Genomic DNA, 3,786 nt, shown 5'->3' on the forward strand with positions numbered 1-3,786 from the left:
TTACTTGTTTAACCAGCTAAACAGGCTGGTTGGTGCTGGGCTGGCTTGTTGGTTGGTGTTGGTTGGTGGGGGTTCGGGTGGGTGCCTGGCCCCCCTTTTTTCCTGTTTAAAGAGCTTTGGATGCTGACCGGGGACCGCAGCGCCTTAGCGGAGAGCGACATGCCAGGCGCTGGAATGTGAGCCCAGTTCAGGCGGACCATCGTTCGGATCCCAGGCTCTCGAGCCGACTAAGTTGGGCAGGCGGCTTCTGGCAGATCACCGCGCCACTATGGTGGAGCACCACTCTTCTGCAGCGATTACTTTCCCCAGGGCAATAGATCGGCAAAGTTTTGCCTATCAGGTCGTCTGAGGCCCGATCATCTTCGCAAATCGGCATTCCGGTAACTTCTTGCCGAATTCTGTGCTGTAGTGAATGATTGGGAACAGAATGTTGCCAATCGGCGACATACTGCCGGAAAAGGATCATTCATGAATTCAGTGACGGAGCTCGGAGCAGAATTGCAACGCGCCAGAAAACAGAATGGCCTGACACAGGAGCAGCTGGCTGAATTAGCCGGCATCTCCGAACGTACACTGCGCTCCATAGAGCGCGGAGCGGGGAACCCATCCATTGATGCCGTGTTCTCTGTAGCAAATGTTCTCGGCATGCGAATTGTTGTGGCTCAATGAATCCACAACTTCAAGAGCTCAAGCTTGTCACTCAGGCTGACGTGTACTGCAACGAAAGCCTGGCCGGCTATCTAACCAGACAAGCAGATGGAAGCGTTGCCTTCACCTATGACGAGAGCTATCTTGCAGGTGGTGGCTCGGCCATTGCTGCATCTCTGCCTGTTTCCCCGGAGCAATATGTTGGTCCCGGGGGCGCCTTGCCGTCGTTTTTCTCGGGACTATTGCCCGAAGGCCATCGTCTCACTGTCCTCAAAGACGCAACTAAGACTAGCCTCTCTGACGAACTGACTCTGTTGATGGCCGTTGGCTCTGATACCCCGGGCAACGTTCGCGTTGTCCCGGCGGGGTCGGCACTGGAACAAGCTCCAGTGGTTGCCGAGTTCAGCAGCGCAGCTGACCTCGATTTCTCAGTTCTCGCACGGACCCTGGACCGCCACTCGATACCTGGTGTGCAAGACAAGATCAGCGCAACGATGCTGACGACGCCTGTGGAATTCAAGAACAGCGCATATCTGCTCAAGCTCGATCCTCGTGATCACCCGCATCTGGTGGTTAACGAGGCCCAGCACCTGAAGGCAGCAAAAGCGCTCAAGCTTCCGGTGGTTAGCAATCAGCTAGTTCTGGACTCGAGGGGGAGCCAGGGGCTCCTGGTCGAGAGATTCGATCGCAAAGCCGCCGGGAAAGCAGACCATACGATCCGGTTGGCATTGGAAGATGCCATGCAGGTACTGAACCTTCCGCCGGCAAGCAAGTATGCCGTGGGAACGGAGCAAGTCATTGAGGCGTTAGCGCTACAGTGCCAAGCTCCGGTGCTCGCACGACGCAACCTGTACATGCAGTTCGTTTTTGCTTGGCTAACCGGCAACGGCGATTTGCATGGAAAGAACGTTTCGATTCTGGCGGACGAGCATGGACGGTTCAGCGTTGCACCCATCTATGACATCCCCTGCACCTTGGTCTACGGTGATGACACCATGGCGCTGACCGTCGCAGGAAAAGCAAAGAACCTGAAGAGGAAGCACTGGGACGAACTTGCTGGCGGGCTTGGGCTAACTGGCCGTGCTGCGCAGTCTGCCAACCGGTTAGCCCTGAAAGCGGCGATGGCCGTGGACCTTGGTGAGCTTCCGTTTGATGGGTCGCCTCTGCGCGGTGCACAAAGGGAGCTGCGGTTTCGGCGCATGGAGATGGAGTAGACGTCCGTGCGCCCTGATCTAGCCGGCGAGTAATGTGAACGCAGGCAACTGATTTTCCTGGCTTTTCTTTGCTTGTCCCTTGAGCCCAGTGGTCCAAGAAGGATAGATGCGGAAACCGCGCTTGCCTGGCGAGGACGCTGAGGCGAAGACGCCCAGGCGCTCGAGATGCTGTTGAGCGAAGCGAAAGACTCCGAAGTTTTTGCCTTCCTCGATGAAGACCAGGACCCCGTGGAGCCCTTCGTCGAATTCGTAGGGCGCAGTAGTCCCAGTATTGTCACGCTGCCATATGGCTACGAACCCACCTGACTTGGTGGGGGTGATCCGTGCGGTCCTGATGCGCCACAGCTGACCGTCAATCTCGGCAACCCCAGCTTGGTAGTCGCTCTGCTGCTCATCGGGAGTCACTTCACTGTGCGTATGGCCAGTAACGAGGCAATAGCGTTCTAACGCGGTGTACTTCAAAGCATCACTTCATTGGTGTAGGTATGTCCGTGGTGTGGCCACCCTCGTAGAGGGCGATGAGGCCATTGCATACAATGATGCCAGCTCGCTGTTCGATCTAGGTACAGCTATTCAAGGATGGCCACGGTCCTATGTACTTACTATTGCGCTGGCGTGCTCGCTATATTCACAAGCCGATCTCGGAACGGCATTTCCTGGGCCCCTTCTGCAGTGGGATGATCTGACAACGCAATACTGGCTTTCAGGAATCGAACCCGGTTCTAGACCACGCGAGCAAATCAGGTTGGTGACTCCAAGTGTCAATCGATCTGTGCCTTGCTTACCGTTTTAGAGAAAGTGTTGGTTGCGCGCGCCCAGGACGACACTTCCGGTAATCTCCATTGGATCCGAAGAGCACTATTGGATGGCGGAGCAAAAAACGAGTCTTTCCGGAGTCCGGCTTACGGAGCCTGCGATGCAGTGCCAGCCGACAGTGTCTGCTGGCATTGGGACTTTACGTGAAACTCGGACAACTTATCGTTGAAGCTGCTGATTCCCTTATCAGCTTCGGGCATCACGCGGCATTGCACTAGGCGCACCACCACTTTATCCGGCCCGCGACAGCTTGGGCTTGCCGAACTCGGCCAAGCTGATCCCAACAATGCGGGGATTGCAGGGAAGGGCGAACACGCGATGGAAGCCGTGCCCACCTTGACCAACCAAACGGATAGCGCCGCAATTCAACGGAAGTACATGCAGTTTCTATTGGACAGGGGCGAGGGGAGCAATCCGTAATGGAGCTGCCTATGTGGCGCTCCACAACCAGGGTTCGATGGAAGCGCTCATTGACGACATGTGGCGTTCTATGGGACACGGCGCTCCACGTGCACGAGTAGCCCAGTTGGCCAACGCCCAGGCGCAATTCCAAACGGTTCATGCGTTCGCAGATGGTGGTTGCGGCACCCCTCCCATGTTGGTTACCCCGATGTTTCCGGCTATAGGAGCAGTTGAATCAGCGACCTCGCTGGCATCTGCCGGGTTATCCATGTATGCGGGCCACTGGTTCTAGGCACACACTTCCGTGAGCCTCAGCGATGCTGCTCCGATTGTCATGGAATCCACGTGGGCCTCGATATGTGCCGCTTCCAGCAGGCGCGTTCGGATCGACCATCTAGCGAGAGCGATGCAATCCGGCCGATGAGAAGCTCAGGAGGTTCAGGCCGCAGTCGATGGCATGGAGATTGATCGCTTCGTGTCTTGACCGGCTATGAGCGCGGACTTCTCTACGAAGTTGTTGAGCGCTTACGGCACGGGCGCACCCAGGGCGTTGTAACAGGCTGAAGAGCGGGGAATCCTAGGAGAACAATTAGGGCAAGCGCATAAATGGATTTGGCGGGACGAGGAAATTCTAGATTCCTTGGACATTTACTGGCACGGTTGCCGAAACGGCCTATTTGGATTAAGTGTCCACGGTCACCGCCGG

The 3,786-nt window shown here is 56.4% G+C and carries 4 protein-coding genes; 3 read left to right on the forward strand and 1 reads right to left on the reverse strand.

The features are described from left to right. Nucleotides 1-468 precede the first annotated feature (468 nt). Together AC6CHO_RS17165 and AC6CHO_RS17170 are read left to right on the forward strand one after the other, a co-directional pair. A complete protein-coding gene (locus AC6CHO_RS17165) occupies nt 469-669 on the forward strand; it encodes a helix-turn-helix transcriptional regulator (RefSeq protein ID WP_444661168.1) in 201 nt (66 codons plus the stop codon). Further along, nucleotides 666-1,862 carry a type II toxin-antitoxin system HipA family toxin gene (locus AC6CHO_RS17170; RefSeq protein ID WP_498216697.1) on the forward strand — a complete coding sequence of 399 codons (1,197 nt, stop codon included), beginning with the start codon at nt 666-668 and terminating at the stop codon, nt 1,860-1,862. Before AC6CHO_RS17165 ends, AC6CHO_RS17170 begins: the two co-directional genes overlap by 4 nt. An 18-nt stretch (nt 1,863-1,880) precedes the next feature. Here the strand turns inward: AC6CHO_RS17170 and AC6CHO_RS17175 are convergent, their stop codons facing one another. Beyond that, nucleotides 1,881-2,324 carry a MepB family protein gene (locus tag AC6CHO_RS17175; RefSeq protein WP_498216698.1) on the reverse strand — a complete coding sequence of 148 codons (444 nt, stop codon included), beginning with the start codon at nt 2,322-2,324 and terminating at the stop codon, nt 1,881-1,883. 787 nt (nt 2,325-3,111) lie between these two features. Here AC6CHO_RS17175 and AC6CHO_RS17180 point away from each other — a divergent pair. After that, a complete protein-coding gene (locus tag AC6CHO_RS17180; protein WP_498216699.1) occupies nt 3,112-3,372 on the forward strand; it encodes a hypothetical protein in 261 nt (86 codons plus the stop codon). Nucleotides 3,373-3,786: the final 414 nt, after the last annotated feature.

This window comes from Glutamicibacter sp. GQ173 (assembly GCF_059759215.1).

Excerpts from the sequence above, each read along its gene's own strand:
- AC6CHO_RS17165 (WP_444661168.1), top strand. The coding sequence starts at position 469 with ATGAATTCAGTGACGGAGCTCGGAGCAGAATTGCAACGCGCCAGAAAA.
- AC6CHO_RS17170 (WP_498216697.1), top strand. The coding sequence starts at position 666 with ATGAATCCACAACTTCAAGAGCTCAAGCTTGTCACTCAGGCTGACGTG.